The organism is Lachnobacterium bovis DSM 14045, assembly GCF_900107245.1.
GTDB classification, from domain to species: Bacteria; Bacillota; Clostridia; order Lachnospirales; family Lachnospiraceae; genus Roseburia; species Roseburia bovis.
Genome location: NZ_FNPG01000024.1, coordinates 24,679 through 44,645 on the forward strand (window position 1 = coordinate 24,679; position 19,967 = coordinate 44,645).

18 protein-coding genes are annotated in these 19,967 nt (G+C 31.1%); 17 read left to right on the plus strand and 1 reads right to left on the minus strand.

From position 1 onward, the window contains the following. The first annotated feature begins 393 nt into the window (after positions 1 to 393). From BLV79_RS09590 to BLV79_RS09630, 9 genes are all read left to right on the plus strand, one after another. Positions 394 to 2,310: a PTS sucrose transporter subunit IIABC gene (locus tag BLV79_RS09590; protein ID WP_074718475.1), complete on the plus strand. Its 1,917-nt coding sequence runs from the start codon at positions 394 to 396 to the stop codon at positions 2,308 to 2,310. 183 nt (positions 2,311 to 2,493) lie between these two features. Beyond that, on the plus strand, positions 2,494 to 3,486 hold the full coding sequence (locus BLV79_RS09595) for a LacI family DNA-binding transcriptional regulator (RefSeq protein WP_074718477.1): 993 nt from the start codon (positions 2,494 to 2,496) through the stop codon (positions 3,484 to 3,486). 201 nt (positions 3,487 to 3,687) lie between these two features. Next, the gene (gene lepB, locus BLV79_RS09600) at positions 3,688 to 4,395 is read left to right on the plus strand and encodes a signal peptidase I (RefSeq protein WP_083354537.1); all 708 of its coding nucleotides are present in this window, start codon (positions 3,688 to 3,690) and stop codon (positions 4,393 to 4,395) included. Between the two features lie 50 nt (positions 4,396 to 4,445). Continuing rightward, the gene (locus BLV79_RS09605; RefSeq protein ID WP_074718479.1) at positions 4,446 to 5,678 is read left to right on the plus strand and encodes a bifunctional folylpolyglutamate synthase/dihydrofolate synthase; all 1,233 of its coding nucleotides are present in this window, start codon (positions 4,446 to 4,448) and stop codon (positions 5,676 to 5,678) included. Positions 5,679 to 5,802: 124 nt separating this feature from the next. Next, positions 5,803 to 6,831, plus strand: a complete 1,029-nt coding sequence (locus BLV79_RS09610; RefSeq protein WP_074718481.1) for a branched-chain amino acid aminotransferase — start codon at positions 5,803 to 5,805, stop codon at positions 6,829 to 6,831. Positions 6,832 to 6,957: 126 nt separating this feature from the next. Beyond that, positions 6,958 to 7,623: an L-serine ammonia-lyase, iron-sulfur-dependent subunit beta gene (gene sdaAB / locus BLV79_RS09615; protein ID WP_074718483.1), complete on the plus strand. Its 666-nt coding sequence runs from the start codon at positions 6,958 to 6,960 to the stop codon at positions 7,621 to 7,623. Between the two features lie 5 nt (positions 7,624 to 7,628). Further along, positions 7,629 to 8,495, plus strand: coding sequence for an L-serine ammonia-lyase, iron-sulfur-dependent, subunit alpha (gene sdaAA, locus BLV79_RS09620; RefSeq protein ID WP_074718485.1), 867 nt, complete (start codon positions 7,629 to 7,631; stop codon positions 8,493 to 8,495). A gap of 97 nt (positions 8,496 to 8,592) precedes the next feature. Further along, positions 8,593 to 9,273 carry a peptidoglycan recognition protein family protein gene (locus tag BLV79_RS09625; RefSeq protein ID WP_074718487.1) on the plus strand — a complete coding sequence of 227 codons (681 nt, stop codon included), beginning with the start codon at positions 8,593 to 8,595 and terminating at the stop codon, positions 9,271 to 9,273. Between the two features lie 110 nt (positions 9,274 to 9,383). Next, a complete protein-coding gene (locus BLV79_RS09630) occupies positions 9,384 to 10,865 on the plus strand; it encodes a methyltransferase (protein ID WP_083354538.1) in 1,482 nt (493 codons plus the stop codon). A gap of 196 nt (positions 10,866 to 11,061) precedes the next feature. On the opposite strand, the gene BLV79_RS09635 is transcribed toward BLV79_RS09630, so the two are convergent. Further along, positions 11,062 to 11,712 carry an ECF transporter S component gene (locus BLV79_RS09635; RefSeq protein WP_242871458.1) on the minus strand — a complete coding sequence of 217 codons (651 nt, stop codon included), beginning with the start codon at positions 11,710 to 11,712 and terminating at the stop codon, positions 11,062 to 11,064. 261 nt (positions 11,713 to 11,973) lie between these two features. Between BLV79_RS09635 and truA the strand changes: the two genes are divergently transcribed. From truA to zapA, 8 genes are all read left to right on the plus strand, one after another. After that, the gene (truA, locus tag BLV79_RS09640) at positions 11,974 to 12,723 is read left to right on the plus strand and encodes a tRNA pseudouridine(38-40) synthase TruA (protein WP_074718491.1); all 750 of its coding nucleotides are present in this window, start codon (positions 11,974 to 11,976) and stop codon (positions 12,721 to 12,723) included. Further along, positions 12,723 to 13,478 (plus strand): AzlC family ABC transporter permease, encoded by a 756-nt coding sequence (locus BLV79_RS09645; RefSeq protein WP_074718493.1) that lies wholly within the window; start codon positions 12,723 to 12,725, stop codon positions 13,476 to 13,478. Before truA ends, BLV79_RS09645 begins: the two co-directional genes overlap by 1 nt. Before the next feature lie 34 nt (positions 13,479 to 13,512). Next, entirely contained in the window at positions 13,513 to 13,812 is a 300-nt protein-coding gene (locus tag BLV79_RS09650) for an AzlD domain-containing protein (RefSeq protein WP_074718495.1), read from the plus strand. Between the two features lie 148 nt (positions 13,813 to 13,960). Continuing rightward, positions 13,961 to 14,659: a LytR/AlgR family response regulator transcription factor gene (locus BLV79_RS09655; protein WP_074718497.1), complete on the plus strand. Its 699-nt coding sequence runs from the start codon at positions 13,961 to 13,963 to the stop codon at positions 14,657 to 14,659. 32 nt (positions 14,660 to 14,691) lie between these two features. Then, on the plus strand, positions 14,692 to 16,116 hold the full coding sequence (locus BLV79_RS09660) for an energy-coupling factor transporter transmembrane component T family protein (RefSeq protein WP_074718499.1): 1,425 nt from the start codon (positions 14,692 to 14,694) through the stop codon (positions 16,114 to 16,116). 439 nt (positions 16,117 to 16,555) lie between these two features. Next, positions 16,556 to 16,738 carry a hypothetical protein gene (locus BLV79_RS09665; protein WP_074718501.1) on the plus strand — a complete coding sequence of 61 codons (183 nt, stop codon included), beginning with the start codon at positions 16,556 to 16,558 and terminating at the stop codon, positions 16,736 to 16,738. Then, positions 16,723 to 16,956: a hypothetical protein gene (locus BLV79_RS09670; RefSeq protein WP_074718503.1), complete on the plus strand. Its 234-nt coding sequence runs from the start codon at positions 16,723 to 16,725 to the stop codon at positions 16,954 to 16,956. The genes BLV79_RS09665 and BLV79_RS09670 overlap by 16 nt, the downstream gene beginning before the upstream one ends. 191 nt (positions 16,957 to 17,147) lie before the next feature. Continuing rightward, positions 17,148 to 19,916 (plus strand): cell division protein ZapA, encoded by a 2,769-nt coding sequence (zapA, locus tag BLV79_RS09675; RefSeq protein ID WP_074718505.1) that lies wholly within the window; start codon positions 17,148 to 17,150, stop codon positions 19,914 to 19,916. Positions 19,917 to 19,967 lie beyond the last annotated feature (51 nt).

The window sequence follows — 19,967 nt, forward strand, 5'->3', positions numbered from 1 at the left end:
CTGGCAATTTGAACAATTTGAACCAGTTGATTTTGAACACATTTACGATACTTTTATTTCTTTTTAATGCTAAAATGTGAAATACATTTCATACAATTCACTCAAAAATCCATTAATTTTCGTCTAAATGAGAAGTATTATAATTTAAATGAAACTAGTTTCATTTGTTCTATAATTTCTGTTTATAAAACATTAATATTCCCCGATAAATCGTGTGCAAACGGTTTCATAAATATGCACAAAAAAAATGTTTTAATATTGGAACATATGTCAATTTACACCAAACGTAAACATGATATAATAAATGTATCAATTGAAAACGGTTTCACACGAGAAAACGTGAAATTAGGAAATAAAAAATAAATTATTATGAAGAGCAGGGAGGCTAGGAAGATGGATTATAAGAAATGTGCCAGTGAGATTTTACAAGCAGTTGGCGGAAGAACAAACCTAGTAAGTGCAGCACATTGTGCTACAAGATTAAGACTTGTTACTGTAGATAACAGTAATGTAAATGTTAAAGAATTAGAAAACATCGATGGCGTAAAGGGTGTTTTCGAAAGTAACGGACAGTTACAGATTATCATCGGAACAGGAACAGTTAACAAAGTATATGACGAGTTCCTCGCAGTGAGCGGAATGTCAGCAGCGACTAAAGATGATGTTAAAGCAGCAGCAGCAGCTAAACAGCCAATCATCAAGAGATTAATTAAAACATTAGGTGACGTATTCGTTCCAATTTTACCAGCAATCGTAGCATCAGGTCTTATGATGGGACTTGTAGAAGCATTAGGTAAGATTCCAGGACTTGGATTTGCAGGAACAGATTGGTATCAATTCCTTGATATGGTTGCAAATACAGCATTTGCTTACTTACCAGTTATCATCGCAGTTTCAGCAGCCAGAGTATTTGGCGGTAACATTTTCCTTGGTGCTGTAATGGGATTATTAATGATTCACTCTAACCTTACAAATGGTTGGGCAGCAGCAGATGGATATAAAGTTTGGTATTTACTTGGCCACTGGGGCAAAATCGGTAAGTACACATTTGGACAGATTAACCAGTTAGGTTATCAGGGACACGTTATACCAGTAGTTATTTCGGTATGGATTATGTGTCAGATCGAAAAGAAATTACACAAAATTGTACCAGAAATGTTAGATTTATTCTTGGTACCACTTGTTACAACACTTTCAACAGCATTAATTACTTTTATGTTTATTGGACCAGTATTCTCAACAGCAGAGACATACTTATTAAGAGGGGTACAGGAAATCGTTAAAATTCCATTTGGAATTGGAGCATTTGTTATCGGATTAATTTATCCAATAACAGTAGTTATGGGTCTTCACCATATGTACAACGTAGTTGAAGCAGGTATGCTTGCAAGTAAAGAATTCCATAATTTAAACATTTGGATGCCAATCGCATCAGCTGCTAACTTTGCACAGTTTGGTGCATGTCTTGCAGTAGGTGTTAAAACTATCAGCGCAAAAAGAAGAACAGTAGCAGTTCCTTCAGCAGCATCAGCTTCTTTAGGAATTACAGAACCAGCAATTTTCGGTGTTAACTTAAGACTTATGAAACCATTTATTTGTGCTATGGTCGGTGGTGCATGTGGTGCAGCATTCGGTTCAATTGCAGGACTTGGCGCTAAAGCTTATGGTGTAACAGGTATCCCAGGATATTTAACAATTAACAACATTCCGCTTTACACAATTGAATTACTTATCGCAGGTGGAGTAGCATTCGTAGCAACAATTCTTTTCTGGAACGAAGATAAATCTGAACTTTCAGCTGAAGAAGGAAATACAACAAGTTCTAATCAGCCAGCACCAGTAGCATGTGATGATGTTGCTGAAGCAGTAATCGAAGCACCAGTAACAGGTGAAGCAGTAGCTAGAGAAAATATTCCAGATCCAACATTCGCATCAGGAGTTATGGGCGACGGTGTTGGTATTGTTCCAACAGAAGGTGTATTAGTAGCACCATGTGACGGTACAGTTATTTCTGTACAGGATACAAAACATGCAGTAGCAATGGTTGGACCAAAAAATACAGAGATTTTAATGCACATCGGTGTTGATACAGTTCAAATGAACGGTGACGGATTTGAAGCATTAGTGGCTGATGGAGCTCAAGTTAAAAAAGGACAAGAATTAATTCGTTTTAATATCGAAAAAATTAAAGTAGCAGGATTTAATACAACAGTAGCAGTATTAGTTACAAATAGTGACCAGTATTCTAATTTTGAAGTTAAAAACTTAGGTTCAGTTGTAAAAGGTACAGAAGTTGTTGTTGCAAAATAATCTATTGATAAGCTTTGAATTACTATAAGGTTTATATAGCAAGTAAATAGAATAAATAAGATTTTATAGTATATGTAATGACTTAAACTTTTTCATAATATTCAAAAAAAATCGGATGGTGGTTGGACATCATCCGATTTTTGTTATAATATATAGAGGTTAAGGACAGGAGGAAATGAATGGATGAATATTAGAGAAATCGCAGAATTAGCTGGTGTTTCTAGAGCAGCGGTTTCACGCTATTTTAATAATGGATACTTATCAGTAGAAAAGAAGGAAGCAATAAAAAAAGTCGTAGAAGAAACAGGATATAAACCATTACTTCAGGCACAGACATTACGAACCAAAAAAACCAAAATGATTGGTATTATAATGCCAAAGCTAGCGTCTTCAGCTTTAAGTCATGTAATTAATGGTGTTTTAAGTGTGTTGAATGATAGTGGTTATAAATGTATTTTGGCAGATACCCAGAATGAAGTAGATAAAGAGTTAGAATATTTGAGATCGTTTAATAAAAATCAGGTTGATGGAGTTGTTTTTATTGCAACAATTGACACACCTAAACACCATGAACTTATAGAAAACAATGGTGTGCCTGTTGTAGTAGTTGGGCAGGATTTCAAAGGATTGTGCAGTATTTATCATGATGATTTTAATGCAACAAAGGAATTAACAAAATTGGTTTTGTCAAAAGGTCGTAGAAATATAGCATATATAGGTGTCACAGAACGAGATATTTCAGCTGGAAAAAACAGACATGATGGTTTTTGCGCAGCTATACAAGAAGAAAAAGATGCAAAAATGGAATATTACGTTGGAGATTTTAGTAGAAAAGCAGGAGAAGAAGGTGCAAGAGAACTTTTAGCTAAAAATCCGGCTATAGATGCTTTTATTTGTGCAACAGATACAATAGCTCTTGGTGTATATAAGTATTTAAAAGATTGTAAAAAAAGAATTCCAGATGATATTTTAGTAGCGGGTCATGGAGATTCTGATTTTTCAAATGTTATTACACCCGAGCTTACAACAGTACGATATTTCTTTGAAGAAAGTGGAGTAAAAGCAGCCAAGCAGTTATTATCATTGATGAAAAGGAAAGAAAATGATAAGAGTAAATTGTTAGAAATAAAAATGGGATACGAAATTGTTGAAAGAGATTCAACTAAAATGTCATAGGATAATAATTTTTTCACAATAATGATTTTACAAATGAATTTATATATTTTTATATTTACCCTATTCGATAGTGGTAGATTCTTTGTTGAAAAGGGTTTACTATATTGGAATAGGGTATTTTTTCTGTACAATAAAAGTCGTAAAGTATATAATAAGAAGAGTAATCTTAATTTTGGATTTAAATTTTTAAGGAGGAATGGAATGAAGGATATTAATGAAGTAAATTTAGACTTAGATATAGATAATTCAGATGAAAAAACAGATTCAAATAAAAAAACTGTTTTGAATAAAAAATCGAAAAATAAAGATAAGGCAGTTGAAGAAAAACCAACAGTAGCGCAAGAGGTTTGGTCATGGATTAAGACCATAGCTATAGTTATTTTTATTGCTGTTTTTATTAATAAATTTATAATAATTAATGCAACAATTCCATCGGGTTCAATGGAAAACACAATTATGACAGACAGTCGATTAATAGGATTTAGATTATCTTATATTTTTTCAAAGCCAAGTCGAGGAGATATAATTATATTTAAATATCCAGTAGATGAGAGTCAGCTATACATTAAGCGAGTTATTGGCTTACCTGGCGAGAAAATTACCATAAAAAAAGGAAAAATATATATAAATGATTCTAAAACACCGCTTAAAGAGAATTATCTTAAAGAAAAGTGGGTTTATAAAAATGATAATATTACGTTTAATGTTCCAAAAGATTCATATTTAATGTTAGGTGATAATAGAAATGGATCTAGTGATGCTAGGGAGTGGGCTGATTTGGCTCTTCAAGAAGGTAAGGCTGAAACAAAAAAACAAGCCAAAAAATATTCATATGTTCATAAGGACAAGATTATTGGACGTGCTATTATTAAATATTATAAAGGCGTTGAGGTTTTGCTAGATAAGTAAATATTTACTTAATAAGTAATTATAAGTGATTCAGGAAGGTTTTAAAGACAGTGAACTATCAGTCAGATTATGAAAAAGTAATCAAAACAATTGAAAATAGCCGTAGATTTGGAAACGACTATGGAGTTACAATAACAAAAAAGGTATTAGAACAATTGTCTAATCCTCAAAAAGATTTAAAATTTGTTCATATAGCAGGAACAAATGGAAAAGGCTCAACTGCATCTGTAGTTGCTAGTATTTTAAAAGAAAGTGGTTTAAAAGTTGGTCTTTTTACATCACCACATCTTATTGACTTTGAAGAAAGAATCAGAATAAATGGTGAATATATTTCAAAAGAAGATGTAACAAGACTTGGAAATTTTTTGATAGATACAGATTTTAACATAGGACTTACTATGTTTGATTATTGCCTTGTTATGGCGGTATTGTACTTTAAAGAACAAAATGTAGACATTGCTATTATTGAAACGGGATTAGGTGGCGAATATGATTCTACAAATGCATTAGGAACACCTTTAGTGTGTGGGATTACTAAAATTGGCTATGATCACATGCAGATTTTGGGAAATACTTTGGCAGCGATTGCTTCGTCTAAAGCAGGAATAATAAAAGAAGAGACAAACGTTATTACACAAATGCAGGAAGACGAGGCATTGTCAGTATTAATTAAGACTTCAAGAGATAAGAAGGCAAAGAGCTTTCAAGTAGTATCACAGGATGAAATAGATGAAATAAAAAAATACAACAGAGAAATGATAGGCGATTATCAGCTTGAAAATATTGCAACTGCTAAGAAAATTGCTCAAAAGGTATTTGAAGAAATTGATTTTCCTATAAAGGAAAATGAAAAATTAGAGAAAATATTAAAAAAGGGCATAGCTAACGCTAAATGGGAAGGCAGGATGGAAATTTTACAAAAAAAACCATTTTTTATGATAGATGGAGCACATAATTCTAATGGAGTTAAAGCTTTATGCAAAAGTTTAAATAATTTATATCCAGGTGAAAAATTCCATTTTATAATGGGAGTATTAGCTGACAAGGATTATGAAGAAATGGTCAAGATTTTAGCACCATTTGCAATAGATTTTAAGACAATAACCCCAGACAGCAGTAGGGCATTGCAGAATGATAATTTAAAAAAATATATTAATGAATTAGGAATTTGCGCAAGTACTTTAGATAATCTAAACGATATAAAAGATAATCTTTTAGATGATGCAAAAAATATTGCGTTAGGTTCACTTTATTTTATAGGAGATATAAAAAAACTATGGTAAGTATTACATTTTTTTATAGCGCTTATAAAATATTACTATAAGAAAATGTTCTAAAATCAGTAGACAAATATAAAATAAAGTAATAGAATAAATTTAAATTCAACGTATTTAGGAGGAAGAGCTAATGGAAAAAAAGAATCTAGATTGGCAAAATCTTGGATTTGGATACATGGTAACAGATTATCGTTATGTATCTAATTATAAAGATGGAAAATGGGATGAAGGAAAAATTACTTCTGACGCTAACATTACATTAAATGAGTGCGCAGGTATTTTTCAATATGCACAGTGTTGTTTTGAAGGATTAAAGGCATATACTACTGAAGATGGTAAGATAGTGTGCTTCAGACCTGATTTAAACGCACAAAGAATGGCTGACTCCGCAAGAAGACTTGAGATGCCAGTTTTTCCAGAAGATCGTTTTGTAAAGGCCGTTGAAGAAGTTGTTAAAGCAAATGAAGCATGGGTACCACCATTTGGTTCAGGTGCAACATTATATATTAGACCTTTTATGATAGCTACAAACCCTGTAATTGGTGTTAAACCAGCTGATGAATATCAGTTCCGTATTCTAGTAACACCAGTAGGACCATATTTCAAAGGTGGTGCTAAACCTATTACTATTAAAGTTTCTGATTTTGATAGAGCAGCTCCACATGGAACAGGTAACATTAAAGCAGGACTTAATTATGCAATGAGTTTACATCCAATAGTAAAAGCTCACGAAGAAGGATTTGCAGAAAATCTTTATTTAGACCCAGCTACTAGAACTAAAGTAGAAGAAACTGGTGGCGCTAATATGATTTTCATTACAAAAGATGGTACAGTTGTAACACCAAAATCAGACAGTATTTTACCATCAATTACAAGACGTTCAATTATGTATGTTTGTGAGCATATTCTTGGAATGAAAGTTGAACATAGAGAAGTATTATTTAGTGAAGTAAAAGATTTTGCAGAATGTGGATTATGCGGAACAGCAGCAGTTATTTCTCCAGTAGGTAAGATTTATGATCACGGTGAAGAAATCTGTTTCCCTTCAGGAATGGAAGAAATGGGACCACAGATGAAGAAAATCTATGAGACATTAACTGGAATTCAACAAGGAAAGTTAGAAGCTCCAGAAGGATGGATTAAAGTGATTTCAGAATAATATGATTCTGATTAGTAAAAAATATTTAAGGCAGATTTTGAATTTATTCAGAATCTGTCTTATTTTTGTGCTATAATATAAAAGTTATAAAATAGAGTAGTAAGTTTAATTTTATAGGAGCATGGAATGAATATTTTTGATATAATTGGACCTGTTATGGTAGGACCATCAAGTTCGCATACGGCTGGAGCGGCTAGAATCGGACTTATTTCAAGAAAGTTGTTTGGAAAAGAAATAAGAGAAGCTAAGATTTTTTTCTCTGGATCTTTTTTAGATACAGGAAAGGGTCATGGAACAGATAAGGCTCTTTTGGCAGGACTTTTAGGGATGAAGGTTGACGATGAGAACATACCTAATAGTTTTGAAATCGCAAAAGAAAGAGGAGTAAAGTTTTCTTTTGCAGGAATTGATTTAGGCGACGTACATCCTAATACAGTTAAGATAATTTTAATAGGTGATGAAGGGGTTAATCCACTTGAGATAGTTGCTTCATCGATAGGTGGAGGATGTATTCAAATTAATGAATTAGATGGAATACAGGTTAATTTTTGTGGTGATTATCCTACGCTTATTGTCCATAATGTTGACAAACCTGGACATGTTGCAGATGTCACATCTCTTTTGGCTCATGAGCAGGTTAATTTAGCAACTATGCAATTATATCGAAAAAGTAGAGGCGGCAATGCTGTAATGGTAATTGAATGTGATAGAGAAGTACCAGAACATATTATTTCATATTTACGATATATGAGTGGAATTTTAAAGGTAACTTACCTTAGTATGGAGGATTAATTAAGATGTTTGAATCAATTGCTAAGATAATAGAATATGAAAAAAAAGATAATATTCCATTTTGGAAATGTATACAAAATGACGATTGTAAAGAGAATAATATGTCAAAAGAAGAATCATTTACCAAAATGCTAAACATGTATAAAGTGATGAAAGAAGCTGATAAAAATTATAATGATAAGCTTTATTCACAAAGCGGATTGGTTGGAACAGATGGTAAAAAGCTTAAAGATGCTCGTGAAAGAGGCGATTTAATCTGTGGCAACTTCATTGGAAAAGTGATGGAAAGAGCAGTAAAGATGGCTGAATCTAATGCGTGCATGAAAAGAATAGTTGCCTCTCCAACTGCGGGTTCATGTGGAGTGATTCCAGCGGTTTTTATTACAGCACAAGAGACTTTTGGGTATTCTGATGAAGAAATGACAAAGGCTATGTATGTGGCAGCTGGAATTGGAGAAGTAATTGCAAGTAGAGCATTTTTAGCAGGTGCTGCAGGAGGCTGTCAAGCCGAAATAGGTTCTGCTTCATCGATGGCAGCGGGAGCTTTGTGTTACTTAAGAGGTGGAGATGGCGTTATGATTGCTAATGCAGCAGCGCTTGCAATGAAGAGCCTTTTAGGATTGGCATGTGATCCTGTTGCTGGTTTAGTAGAGGTTCCATGTGTAAAAAGAAATGTAATAGGTGCAGTTAATGCAATGACTGCATCTGATATGGCGTATGCTGGAATTGAAAGTAAGATTCCACCAGATGAAGTTTTTGATGCAATGAGGACAATAGGGAAAAGTCTTCCGGAGGATATCAAAGAAACTGGTAAAGGTGGTTTGGCGGCAACTCCGACAGGAATAGCTATTAAGAAAAAGATTTCTTTTTAAATTTAAGTATAATGATTTGATAAAAAGTTAGTTGTTGTATTATTAATAATAAAGTTAATCTTATTAGTAGTTTGCAATATTGAGGAGGCTTGAGAAAATGTTTTCTGATTTTAATGGGGAAAAAGAAGCAAAACATAATTCAAAAAAGAAACGAATAATAATAGGCATAATAGTTGCAGTATTATTAATCGGAATTGTATTGGGTGTATTTTTATTCAAGGTATTAAGAAAGAAAAACACACCGGATAAAAAGGTAAAAGATAGGCCAGATTTACAGGTTATGCTGTTAGAACCTAATCCATATTCGAGACCGCAGATACCTTTAGTCAAAGTTAATGGCATTGTTATTCATTATACAGCTAATCCGGGTGCAACAGCAAAACAAAATAGAGATTACTTTAATGGATTAAAAGATTCCAAGAAAACAAAAGCAAGTTCACATTTTATCGTTGGTCTAGATGGTGAAATTGTGCAATGTATCCCTTGTAAAGAAATCTCGTATGCATCTAACAGTAGAAATAAAGATACAATTTCTATTGAGTGTTGTATTGAAGATAACACAGGTAAATTTAATAAAAAAACATATGATTCGGTTGTAGAGCTTACGGCATGGTTGGTAGGAAGATACAATCTTTCATGTGATGATATTATTAGACATTATGATGTAACGGGCAAGTTATGTCCTAAATATTATGTTCAACATCCAAGCGCATGGAAACAATTTAAAAAGGATGTACAAGACTATATTGATAAGCATGGTGTGAAAAACACAAAATAATATGCCGATAAAAGAATTAGTATAGGATACATGTCAAGCCATTGGCATGTACCTGTATTAAGCAACACAAGAAAGGAGAGTCCATCTAAGCATAAAGATGGCGTAGAATATTGGAAAATACATATAAGAATTTATTAGAAAAAGAAAATATCAGAGAAAATCTTAGTCAATTAAGAAAATTCATTAAAGATGAAGAAAATAAAAATCGTTTGAGAGAATTAATAGTAAACGTAGAGGATATAACTCAATTTTTAGAGAATGAAGATCCTAAGAGTAGAAAAAATGCTGCATTATTATTAGGCGATTTAGAGCTTCAAGAAGCTAAAGATGCTATTTATAAAGCTTATGTTCAAGAAGATATTCTTTTTGTTAGATCACATTATTTGGCTGCGTTAAATCAATTAGATGTCCAGGATTTAGTTCCGGAGTTTATCGATATTTTGGATGAAAAACTACATGAAGAAGTTGAGCCTGATAATGAAAAGCATATAAATAGTGAGATTGCAGCTTTAAGAAAAATAATTATTAGATATCAAGGCATTACAAGACATAGATTTGTAGTAAAGGAAGATAAAACTAAAGTAGTTTTAACCTGCAATCGTGGAGTTAGACAAATCGTTAAGCAGACGCTTGGCAATGTTAGAACAGGATTGCATCCTTTAGGAGTTCTTACAGAAACTGCTGATTTACAAGGTTTACTTCAAAATAGAAATTATAGAGAAGTATTATTCCCATTAAGTCTTAAATCACTTTTGCCAAATGAACCAAGAGAGGCTGCAAGAATGCTTTATGAAGCAGGAATTTATGATTTTATCAGAAAATATCATGAAGGACCAGAAGATTTCTATTTTAGAGTTGAATTGAGAAATCACATGAATCTTGATGAAAGAAGTCAGTTTAATAGAAAATTCGGAACAGAGTTAGAAAAACTAACAAAAAACAGATTAGTAAACTCAGCATCTGACTATGAAGTTGAAATCCGATTAATTGGTACAGCTGAGGGTAAATTATATCCATCATGTAAGTTTTATACATTAAAAGATACAAGATTTAATTATAGAAAGAAAGCTCTTTCTTCCTCAATTCATCCATCAACAGCTGCTTTAATTATGAAAATTACGGAGAGATATCTTAAAGAAGGAGCACAGATTCTTGATCCATTCTGTGGAGTTGGAACTATGCTTATTGAAAGAAATAAATCTGTTTATGCTAGAGAAATGTACGGTATAGACACTTATGGTCAGGCTGTAGAATATGCAAGGGAAAATGCATATTGTGCTCAAGAAAGAATTAATTTTATAAATAGAAATTATTTTGATTTTAGACATGATTATTTATTTGATGAAATCATTACAGATATGCCAGTTAGATCACCAAGAGTTACAAGACGTGATTTAGACTTTATTTACGGTAAATTCTTTGAAAAATCGCGTGAAGTTCTTACACGTAATGGAATAATTGTAATGTATACAAATGAGATTGGATTAGTAAAGAAAAATCTTAGATTCCATCATGAATATAGAATGTTGCAAGATGTACCAATGCAAGATAGATCCGATTATCATGTGGTTGTATTAGCAGTCGTTATGTAGTATTATATATAGGCTGTTTATTATGAATAGCTTTTATGTTAGGCATAAAATATTAGAATAACAATTAAACGAAAACCCCTGCTAGGATGCAAAATGAGTGACCTCAAAAAGCATATTACCTAGTAGGGGGTTTTTGTTGTAGAGCGTAGCTCAGTTTAAATATCATTTATTAAAGTAATCCGTGTTTTAAATATATTTATCGTGTCAATACTTTTTTTAGAACTAGAGTTATTGTTGTTGCAACACATGTACAAACTACAGCTTCAATCAAACCTTGAATTCCAACGAATCCAATAACAAATAGAAATGGATTTGGGAAATTTCCTTTTTTAACAAAACTTTGAATGAAACTTGTATTATAGTAAAATGCTACAAGTGAGCTCATAAACAATAATGTATTAAGTAAAGGACAAGAAAGACTTGCAAGTATAACAGATAAATTTTTATTAGCTTTAACTTTACATAATAGTCTATAAAATAATCCTGTGAAAAGTCCAACCAATGCACGTGTTACAATAGTTGTTATAAAAAATCCAACAAAATTTATATTTAATAATGTTGCTGAAAAGGGATTAGTTCCCATCATACCGATAGAAAAACTGGTTATACCAAAAGTGATACCACATACAAACCCAGCTGTAGGTCCAATGACTATTGCTGCGATTGCAACAGGAACTGTTAAGAAAGTAATTGATAAACCAGGAAGATTAAGGTAGCCTAGTGGCGTAAAAGCCATAACAATAATTATACCCATCATTAGTGCTGTTTGAACTAGTTTTAATGTTGGTTTTGAGTTGACATTTTGTTGATTCCTAGAAAGAGAATCAGTTTTTAACATATTATCCATAAATTCCTCCCATATATCAGTTTTAACTGATTTTCTAATATAATATATGAGCGCAATATTGTGTAAGTTTATATAAAAAAATTTTATGATAAACGCTCAAGGCATATATTAGCATAAAAAAAATTAATTAACAAGACTTGAAATTGTTTAGCTTATACAAAAAACACTAAACGAATAAAAAAAACGAAAAAATCATATTATTTAATTGTGTAATGTGCTAAACTATATTGTAAATTTAATAATAAAAAAGGATTTTTTTAAATGAAGAATTTTAGATTAAAAATTAGATATGATGGAACTAGATATAATGGTTGGCAACATCAGAATAATACTCAAAACACAATTCAAGGGAAATTAGAAACCCTTCTAATGCGAATGACTAATAAGAATGAAGATGAACCAATAACAGTCATAGGTGCAGGAAGAACTGATGCAGGTGTATCTGCATTGGCGATGACAGCTAATGTTTATCTTGATACAGATTTTTCTGAAAAACAGGTCCAAGAATATATGAATAAATATTTACCAGATGATATTTCAGTTGACGAAGTAAGCGTGGTAAAAGAAAGATTTCATAGCAGATTTAACGCAATAGGAAAGACATATCGCTATACACTTTGGTGTGGCGATACTAAACCGGTTTTTGATAGGAAGTTTTTATATGTAATAGATAAGATGCCTGATATCAATAAAATGAGAGAGGCAGCTGAATATTTAATGGGGACAAATGATTATAAGAGTTTTTGTGGAAATAAAAAAATGAAAAAATCAACTATAAGAACTGTCGACAAAATAGAAATAGTGCAGAAAGGCTCATATATTTATTTAACTTTTCACGGAGATGGATTTTTACAAAATATGATAAGGATATTAGTAGGAACTATACTAGAAGTTGGATGGGGCAAAAGAAATCCAAAAGAGATGATTGAAATTTTAAAATCAAAAGATAGACAAAACGCGGGATTTACAGCACCTGCAAATGGTTTATGTTTAATGGAGGTTGACTACTAATGAAAAAAGAAAATGTTTATTGGTTAAAAAAGGGACTAAAAGATGCGGTCCCTATAGGATTAGGATATTTTGCGGTTGCTTTTAGTGTAGGTGTTATGGCAAAAACAGCACAGATGTCTTCCATGGAAGCGGCATTAATGTCGGCTGGTATGGTGGCATCTGCCGGTGAAGTTGCTGCATTGCAACTTATTATGACAAAAGCTGGTGCTATAGAGATGATAATGACAACACTAATAGTTAATCTAAGATATTTTTTGATGGGAGCATCTTTATCACAGAAGGTTTCAGAAAAAACAAAAATACGACATAGATTTTTCATGTCATATTGTATTACCGATGAAATCTTTGGAATATCAAGTGCTATAGAAGGTGAACTCAATCCATTTTATACATATGGAGCAGCATTAACTGCTGTTCCTTGTTGGACATTAGGTACTGTTTTAGGAAATGTGTTTGTTAATCTAGTTCCGGTATTGGTAGAAAAATCACTTACTGTAGCTATTTATGGTATGTTTATTGCTATTATTATTCCGGCTTCAAAGAAAAGTAAAGAAATTGGATTATGTGTTGCATTTGCAATGATTGTAAGTTTTCTTACAGAATATTTACCATTAGTTAATAAGATTTCACAGGGAACTAAGGTTATAATTATTACTATTGTAATTGCAGCAATTGCAGCAATTGTTAAACCAATCGAAAATGAAGAAGATTTAGATCAAGAGGCTAAGCTAAAACAAGAAAAGTTAGTCCAATAGGCTAAGTGAAAGTAGGAAAAATAAGGAGAATAAGATGAGTAAGTTAGTACCAATTTTAATTATGATAGCAACAATCTATTCTGTTAGATGTATACCAATGCTAGTATTTAGACATAATATAAAGAATAAATTTATTAAATCATTTTTGCATTATGTGCCATATGTTACACTTGCTGTCATGACATTTCCGGCAATAATATATGCTACAGACAACAAATTTGCTGGTGTTGCGGCACTGATTATAGGTGTGATTCTAAGCTATATAACAGAAAACCTGTTTGTTGTAGCAACAATGTGTTGCGTGACGGTTTTATGCATTAATCTTATTGGATAAATTGCCTCAATTGGCAAGAAAAATCCTTACTTTTTTTTAACATAAAGTGAAATTTTGTGCTAATATAGTACGTGGAGTCTAAATGGTTTTGAAAATTTCTATTTAGTTTAATTAATTTAAAGGAAAAGATATAGGTGAGGATATTATAATGTACAATATAGCTATTTGCGATGATGAAGAAAAATCTATAAAAGAAACAATGTCTTTATTATCTTCTTATAAGAATGACAATTCAGGCATAGATTGGGAGATTGATGTCTTTAAATCATCTTTAGATCTGCTAGATGCTATGGAAAAAAAGGCATATGATGTTTATGTTTTAGATATTTATATAGATGAGATTAATGGTATTGAATTAGCAAAAATGATTCGTAAAAAAGATGAGAACGGAGCTATTATTTTTGCAACGTCATCAGATGGATTTTATAAAGAAGCATTTCATTTGAATGCAATCCATTACCTTGAAAAACCAATTTTAAAAAGCGAATTCTACGATGCAATAAAACGTATTTTTGAGTCGAATGAAATGCATTATTTAGTCATTAAGGAATCGGGCATGATGGTTAAGATTCCGGTAGATGATATCATGTATATTACTTCAGAAGATCATTACAAGAGAATTACTGAAAAAAATGGTACCCATTTGATTAGAACAACGATGCAGGCGATAGTAGATGAACTTAACGAAGAATATTTTTATGTGCCAAATGGTAAAATGATAATTAACTTAAAATACATCTTAAAAATTTCTAAAAAAGAAATAGTAATGGAAGATGATAAAGTTTTTCCTATGCCTCGTGGCGCATATAGAATAGTAGGAGAAAAATTTGTTAAGTACTCTATGTAAACAATTTTATAATATTATGAGGAAAAATAAGAATGTTGTATAGTATTAAACAATTAAGAGAATTAGAAAAAGAATCTTTTGTAAGAGAAAAGAGAATAGAAAAAGCATTAGTTTTTTTGAGCTTGATTGATTTATTTTGTTTCTTTTTTATTTTTCTTAATTTGCTTCAGGATGATATTGTTTCAGCCTTGACAAATACAGCTCTTTTCCTTGTATTGTTAGTATTTATTTATTTCTACAAAAAAAGAAAAAATCATATTGTTCTAACGATTATATTGTCTTATATATTATGTTGTATAATTTTTGTTTATTTTTTTATAAAAAAATCTTTTGGTAACATAAGTATAAGTTCTTTTTGGATTTGGGTTCTGGTTATTCCCTATGTTTCAATTCATATTTCAGGTATTTTATATGGATTAATTGCTAGTAGTAGTGGCCTGATTATGTCTATTGCTTTTATGCTATGTAAAATATATATTGGACAAAATAACATAGCAGGCGCGTATCCGTCTTTATATATTTTTATTCAGATCCTTGCTACTATTATTGAAAATAATTTTACCAAATATTATATGGAAAAAATAAGAATAAAAAAAGAATCAGAATTTATAAAAAAACACGTTGAAGAAAACATAGAAGAGTATAGTGTCGACTATAATTTTCTCAGAAAATTCAACGAAATATATGAGCAGAAGATGAAGCGTTTTATGAATACTGTTGAAAATTATATTCAAAATGATGAGATCGATGTTGCGTATAATTTTTTGTGCGAGATATATAACGAGAAAAAAACTGATATTTCATTAGTTGAAAAATATGCTGATAACGAATATGTTAATTTTATTATAGAAAGCTATTTATATAGATTAAAAGGTTTATGCAATAAAATTAATATAAAATGTGAAACAATTAAAAATATAGAAAAACGTTGTAATATTAATAAATTAATCGAGTTTCTTTCTATTTCATTTGAAATGCTTGAAAATGAAATAAAGTATCTAAGTGATAATAAAAGTGGACTAGAGAGCGAGGAAAACTCCACTTTTAAAAAAGGATCAAATTGTAACCATGGTTTAAATGAAGTAATAGATGGATTGGATTCTCTCAAAGTTTGGTTAGATATTAAAATAGACAAAAACTATATCAAAATTAGAAAAGTCGGTATTAAATTTAAACTTGGATCAAATCATCCTTTTTCAAGTGTTAATTTTTGCGTTAATAAAAAAGGAAAGTTAGAAGCCTATAGAGATGGAGAAGATTTTATAAAAAATATAGTTTCCAATGAGGGTAAACTGAAATATTTGTATAAAAACGGGATAATTCCATTTGATAATTATGAAATCCTTCAAAAAATTTATAAATATTTTATAAAATATAACGGAAAGTATGACGTTATAAAAACAAAAAACTCATTTTATACAGAACTTGTAATGCCACTTAAATCATGTAAAGACTAGAAACGATTATTTGCTTAGTGTAAAAAAAAAAATAAACGTCATTTTTATATTTTTTATGAAAATGAAATAGAATAATAACAAAAAAGGATGACAACTCTAAAAAAATCGAAACAATCAGTTTAACGACAAAAACAATCAGTTTAACGACAAAAAAATTAATAATTCATTAACTATGATATATTAATTACAGATAACAAATTCTTGGTTATTAAATTTCGAAGCGAAATGGGGGTTTCATTTCGAAATTAATATACGGTCGAAAAAGTAAGGGGTGCTTTTTTCAGGGGAGTAGGACTGTATATCGAGGCTTTTTTAGGAGTTTTTTCTTTAAATTGGCTCAGGACAAGAAGGAAATATATCTTGTTAAGAGATATGTACAAAATAATGTCACTGGGGAGAGACGAAAATTTTGTGCAGGGTGCTAGAAAGGAGAGTCTAAATGAGAAAGAAAGGGTATAGCATTATAGTGAATTGGAGCGACGAGGAGAACTGTTTCGTTGCCCAATCACTTGGGAAAACAGGTTGCATATCAAAAGGGAAGTCAGTTTCAGCAGCAGTTATGGATGTGCAATCGCCAGTAATAAAAAAAGTGAGGTTAACAGCTGGATGGCAAAAATCGTAGGCTATAATAATGAGGGGTATAAAATAGTTAGTGAAGGTGATTTTTGCGAACACTGGGAGCCTGAACATGGAACTTTAGTTCCGATGAAGGAGTGTTGGTGTTGCAAATGGTCAGATTTTAGGAGCAATTTGAATAACTGCAAATCGGAGAGTGTTTGTCGTTATGAAGGAAATCGTTGCAATATCGCGCAAAATGATAGAGTGGAGAATAATAATTAATAACGGGTACAAGAAGTAAATTCTTTGACTTCCTCTTTTTTAGAAAGGTTGGCTTATGCTGGCCTTTCTTTTTTGTGTTCATTTTATGAAAAAAAATAAATAAGGGTGTTTTTCTATCTGGAAACTTGCTATAATGTAACTTGAGTGCTTTTATATTTTTAAGGCATAAGTAATATTGGAGGAATTTTATTGTGGCAGATAAAAGTATTAATACAGAAATAACAGTTGGTGGAAAAAAATATAATCTTTGTGGCTCTGAGAGTGCGGAATATATGCAGGAAGTAGCCACATATTTAAATAAAAAATTAGCAGAAATAGATGGAAGTTCAGCATATTGGCAGTTGCCAACTGATGCAAAAAATGTGATGCTTCAAATTAATATAGTGGATGATTTGTTTAAAGCATATACTAAAATTACAGATTTAGAAGATAGAGTTAAAGACAAGGAATCTAGTGCAAGTGCAGCAACTATCGAAAAGAAAAAACTAGAAGAAATGGTTGCAAATCTTGAAGGTCAGCTTGGACTTGTTAAAGAGAATTATAAAGAGTCAAAGGATAAGGAATTAAGTACGAGCGAACAACTTGATGTTACAAAAGTCAGATTACAGGAAACTCTTGAAAAATTAAAAATAATGACAGAAGAGGTAAAGGACTACCATAAAAAATTAGATGAGTCCAACCAAAAATCTAAGGAAGTTGTAAAAGATAAAAGAATTCTTGAAGATCAAATAGAACAAAGTAAGCAGGAAAATACTAGGAAATCTCAACAGATTCATTCTTTGCAGGAAGAATTATCTAAAAAAAGTAAAGAATTGTATGATAGCAATGCTAAATTAGTTAATAATGATAAGGAATTAGAAAAGAATAAAGCTGATATTTTGACTTTAAAAGGTGAAATACAAAGAGCTAAAGAGAATATAGAAGCATTGCATAATGAGTTATCTGGAGTTAAACATGATTTAGAAGTCTCAAATAAAACTCTTAAAGCAACAGAAGATTCTTTACAAAAAAAATCTTTGTCAGAAGAACAAAAGATTGAAAAAATTAAAGAATTAGAGCAGAATCTTGCAAATGTTAAGGCAAAACTTCATGATGCGGAGATTGATTTAAAAGCTAAAACTGATGAACTTTTATCAACAATAAACAGTTTAAAAGATAGTAATCAGGAATTAGAGAGCATTACATTGCAAAATAATGCTAACAAGACAGAATTAAATACAACTAAAGAGAGCTTAAATCAAGCAGTAAATGAGCTTAAATCCATAAAAGAGGATTATCGTTCACTATCAGAAACATACAATAAAACAAAGGCAGATTTAGAACAAAAAGTTTCTACGCTTAGCAAAAATTTAGAAACTATTAAAATTGATTTTGATAAAGCTAGTGCAGAACTTTCAGATATAAAAAACTATAAAGATGATAGTGATTATCATGTTTTACTTTTACAGGAAGAATTAAAAGATTTAAAAGAAAAACATCAGACAGTTGTTGTTGAAAGAAATAATTTATCAAAAAATTATGAGACATTGATAGAAGAATCAAGTGCAACATCGCTAGAGTTAAATAGTGTTAAAGAACAACTTAGTGCGGCTGAAACAAAACTTAGAAGTTCAAAAGTTACAACTGAATCGCAGGAAAAAACTATAAATGAGTTAACTGTTGCGTTAGATGAAGCAAAAGATGAAGCTAGAAGAGAGAGTGGCAAAATTAAAATTGTTAAAAATGAGTTAAATGAAAAAGGTAAAGAACTTGCATTCATGAAGGATCGTGTTATGTCTAGTGAAAAAGAGCTTAACTCAACAAAGAACTCTTTGGCTGCATTAAATCGTGAATTTAGCGAAGTAAGAGCACTTAAGGATAATCTCGAAATCAGAGTAAATAAACTTGAAAATTCATCAAAAGATGCTAAAACTGCAGCCAATTTAGCAGAGAAAAGATATGATGAAGTAAGTAAAGAATTAATTGCTGTAAAGAGAGATTTAACTAATGCTCAAAAAGAATATCAAGAACTGGAAAACACTAAGAAAGTTTTAATGTCACAGGTATCTGATAGTGATGAAAACGTTAAATCATTAGAGCAAAACTTAAAAGAAAAAGATATGCAGTATAAACAGCTTGCAGCTCAAAAAGATAGCGTTACTAATGAAAATACCAGACTAAATGATACAGTCAATGAACTTGCAAACAGATTAGAACAGGCAAAAAAATATTATAATGCGTTGCAGGATGAGAAAAAAGCTGTTCAAGTTAATTCTGATAAAATAAAGAGTGATTTAGAGAAAACTATGGGGCGTTTAGAAGATACAAAAACTAAAAAAGACGACTTAGAGCATGAACTAAATCAATTAAAAGAAAGCTTAAGAGTTTCAAATAATGATGTAAGAGCATTAAACGAGCTTTCTAACAATAAGGATCTTGCTATCAAACAAGAGCAAGAAAAATATAAAAAACTTCAAGATGAAAAAGATAACAGCGATTTTAAAATTCTTGAGTTAGAAGAACTTGTAAAAAATTGCGAGGATAAAAATAAAGCATATAATGATAAAAATCGCCAGTTAGAGCAAACGCTTGAGTTAACTCAAAATAGATTAAATGAAACTACTCAAAAGTTAGCTGATGCTTCAAAAGAAGTTAAAGCTATAAGTGATGCAAAAGATGATAGTGATTTAAGAATTATGGAATTAGAAGAAGAACTACATAATTTGAGAAAAGAAAATGAAACAGCTGTTGCTAAGGGAAATGAAGCATTAAGCCAACTTGAAAACGTAAAACTTGAGTTAAATGCTGCTAAAACAGCTTCGAGTGATTCTATTGAGAAGCATCAGGGACAGGAAAATGAATTTAATAGAATTATCAAAGAGTTACAAGAAAAGATTAATGCGCTCACTGTTGATAATGAAAAACTTAAAAGAAGTTATAGAAATTTAATGGCTTCAACAATGGAAGAAGAATTATATTAAAAAGAATTGAAGTGAAAGAGTTGTTTTAGAGTAAGTTATTAGCTGTCGCAG

Excerpts from the sequence above, each read along its gene's own strand:
- sdaAB (WP_074718483.1), top strand. The coding sequence starts at position 6,958 with ATGAATATTTTTGATATAATTGGACCTGTTATGGTAGGACCATCAAGT.
- BLV79_RS09595 (WP_074718477.1), top strand. The coding sequence starts at position 2,494 with ATGAATATTAGAGAAATCGCAGAATTAGCTGGTGTTTCTAGAGCAGCG.
- BLV79_RS09635 (WP_242871458.1), bottom strand. The coding sequence starts at position 11,712 with ATGGATAATATGTTAAAAACTGATTCTCTTTCTAGGAATCAACAAAAT.
- BLV79_RS09650 (WP_074718495.1), top strand. The coding sequence starts at position 13,513 with ATGAGTAAGTTAGTACCAATTTTAATTATGATAGCAACAATCTATTCT.
- sdaAA (WP_074718485.1), top strand. The coding sequence starts at position 7,629 with ATGTTTGAATCAATTGCTAAGATAATAGAATATGAAAAAAAAGATAAT.
- BLV79_RS09625 (WP_074718487.1), top strand. The coding sequence starts at position 8,593 with ATGTTTTCTGATTTTAATGGGGAAAAAGAAGCAAAACATAATTCAAAA.
- BLV79_RS09660 (WP_074718499.1), top strand. The coding sequence starts at position 14,692 with ATGTTGTATAGTATTAAACAATTAAGAGAATTAGAAAAAGAATCTTTT.
- BLV79_RS09645 (WP_074718493.1), top strand. The coding sequence starts at position 12,723 with ATGAAAAAAGAAAATGTTTATTGGTTAAAAAAGGGACTAAAAGATGCG.
- BLV79_RS09665 (WP_074718501.1), top strand. The coding sequence starts at position 16,556 with ATGAGAAAGAAAGGGTATAGCATTATAGTGAATTGGAGCGACGAGGAG.
- truA (WP_074718491.1), top strand. The coding sequence starts at position 11,974 with ATGAAGAATTTTAGATTAAAAATTAGATATGATGGAACTAGATATAAT.
- BLV79_RS09590 (WP_074718475.1), top strand. The coding sequence starts at position 394 with ATGGATTATAAGAAATGTGCCAGTGAGATTTTACAAGCAGTTGGCGGA.
- BLV79_RS09655 (WP_074718497.1), top strand. The coding sequence starts at position 13,961 with ATGTACAATATAGCTATTTGCGATGATGAAGAAAAATCTATAAAAGAA.
- lepB (WP_083354537.1), top strand. The coding sequence starts at position 3,688 with ATGAAGGATATTAATGAAGTAAATTTAGACTTAGATATAGATAATTCA.
- BLV79_RS09610 (WP_074718481.1), top strand. The coding sequence starts at position 5,803 with ATGGAAAAAAAGAATCTAGATTGGCAAAATCTTGGATTTGGATACATG.
- BLV79_RS09670 (WP_074718503.1), top strand. The coding sequence starts at position 16,723 with ATGGCAAAAATCGTAGGCTATAATAATGAGGGGTATAAAATAGTTAGT.